The organism is Halomonas faecis, assembly GCF_010993975.1.
In the GTDB taxonomy this organism is placed as follows: Bacteria; Pseudomonadota; Gammaproteobacteria; order Pseudomonadales; family Halomonadaceae; genus Halomonas; species Halomonas faecis.
Map to the genome: position 1 here is coordinate 1 of NZ_JAACZO010000030.1, position 1,999 is coordinate 1,999.

A 1,999-nucleotide genomic window follows, 5' to 3' on the forward strand; every position below is an offset into this window, starting at 1 on the left:
GTAAACGATCCAGTAACCCCACCTGTTGCGATGTGAGTCAGCCCGGTAGAGTGTCTTTCCAGTGCCACGGCAGCAGCGTGTCGAGGTCGTCATCTTCGCCAAGCCTCGGCAGAGTCTCGAACACGAACTGCAGGTATTCGTAGGGTGAGAGGCCATTGGCCTTGGCCGTTTCGATCAGGCTGTAGATCGACGCGCTGGCGTGAGCACCGCTCGGGGTGTGGCTGAACAGCCAGTTCTTGCGGCCTACCACGAAGGGACGGATGGCGTTCTCAGCCGGGTTGTTGTCCAGCGGGATCATGCCGTCATCAAGGAAGCGTGTCAGACGTTGCCACTGGCCATCCAGGTAGTGCAGCGCCTTGCCCAGCGCGCTCTTCGGCAGCACTTGGTTGACTGATTTGTCGAGCCAGGTGCGCAGTTGAGTGATTAGCGGCCGGCTCTTCTGCTCGCGCAGCGTCTGACGCGCCTCGGGATCGAACAACTTGGCCTGTGTCTCCACGGCGTAAAGCTTGCGGATTAGATTCAGCGCCCAATCGGCCTTGCCGGTCTTGCCGGTCTTGCCCTTGGGCTGCACCTTCTGAGCCTCGACGAACTTACGTCGTGCATGCGCCCAACAGCCAGCGTGGGTGATGCCGTTGCGGCGCACCACTTCGGCATAGCCTTCGTAGCCATCGGTGACCAGGCGACCGGCATAGTCACCCAGCAGACGTACGGGCACCCGACCGGCTCGGCTGGCGTCATAGTCGAACAGCACCACCTGTTGGCCCGGTGGCCCGCCACGCTGTAGCCACATGTAAGAGGGGGCACTGGCCTTCCGGTCGGCTTCGACGTTGACCTGCAACGTGGTCTCGTCCATGTGGATCAGCGCGGCCTGCAGCAGATGCCGACGTAGCGCCTCGATCAGTGGCGAGAGCCGCCCACCGGTTTGGACCATCCAGCGCGCCAAGGTGTTGCGCGGAATATCAGCACCGTGACGGGCAAAGATCTGGCTCTGCCGGTAGAGCGGCAAGGCATCCTGGTACTTGGCGGTGGCCACGTAAGCGAGCAGCGTGGCGCTGGCGTTACTCTTGGGCAGCAGCTTGGCCGGTGCCGGGGCGATCTGTACGCCCTCTTCGCAAGCCGGGCAGCCGTACTTGAGGCGCACATGGCGAATCACCTCGATCCGCGCCGGTACCACATGCAGCTCCTCGCTGACCTCCTGGCCGATGACCTTGAGCTCGGTGCCGTCCTCCTCGCAGTAGCGAACGTCCTCGGGCAGCTCGTGCACGACCTCGACGCGGGGCAGCTCGGGCGGCAAGGCAAGGCGCCCACCGCGGGTGCGGCGCTTGCGCGGAGCGGGGGTTTCAGTGTCCACCTCTTCGTCAGCCGCTGCCGTTTCGTCGTCGACAGCAGCGGCTTCCTCATCCACGGCCACTTCGGCCTCGTTGATGAGCAGATCACCTTGTTCGATGCGGTACTTTTCGGTAGAAGGACCGAATCGGCCTTCAATGGCCAGTTTGAGTTGCTCGAAGAGCGACTGTTTGGCGGCTTCCCACTGCGCCTCCTTCTTGGCCATCAAGGCCAGCAGGCGATCATTTTCTGCCTTGGCAGCCACCAGCTTACGTTGCAGCTGGTCGACCGTATCGGCGGTATGAGAAGCGGAGGAAGTCATGCGGTTATTTTACCAAAACCGCTCGGAAACGGCAGCAAAATATCAGCCAACCGATTGAAAATTAAGTGCCTTATGCGGTTGCATGGCGCTGATGTCGTAGCCATCGAGCAGCCAGTTGAGCTCCTGGCCCGAGAGCGAGACGGTGTTCTCCTCCAGTCGGTCTGGCCACTTGAAGCGCTCGCGCTCAAGACGCTTGTACCAGACCACGAAGCCGTTACGCTCCCAGAACAGCAGCTTCACCTTGTCGCGCTGGCGGTTGCCGAACACGAACACGGCCTCCTCGAAGGGGTTGAGCTCCATGGCCTCTTGAACCAGCAAGGCCAGCCCGTCGATCTGCTTGCGCATGTCGAC

The 1,999-nt window shown here is 61.9% G+C and carries 2 protein-coding genes; both read right to left on the reverse strand.

Annotated elements, in window-relative coordinates; all coding sequences use genetic code 11:
* Positions 1-37: 37 nt before the first annotated feature.
* The gene (gene tnpC, locus GFD32_RS11795) at positions 38-1,648 is read right to left on the reverse strand and encodes an IS66 family transposase (RefSeq protein ID WP_163576820.1); all 1,611 of its coding nucleotides are present in this window, start codon (positions 1,646-1,648) and stop codon (positions 38-40) included.
* A 42-nt stretch (positions 1,649-1,690) separates the two neighbouring features.
* On the reverse strand, positions 1,691-1,999 hold a 309-nt coding region (gene tnpB, locus GFD32_RS11800; RefSeq protein WP_163576821.1), incomplete at its 5' end, for an IS66 family insertion sequence element accessory protein TnpB.

Excerpts from the sequence above, each read along its gene's own strand:
- tnpC (WP_163576820.1), bottom strand. The coding sequence starts at position 1,648 with ATGACTTCCTCCGCTTCTCATACCGCCGATACGGTCGACCAGCTGCAA.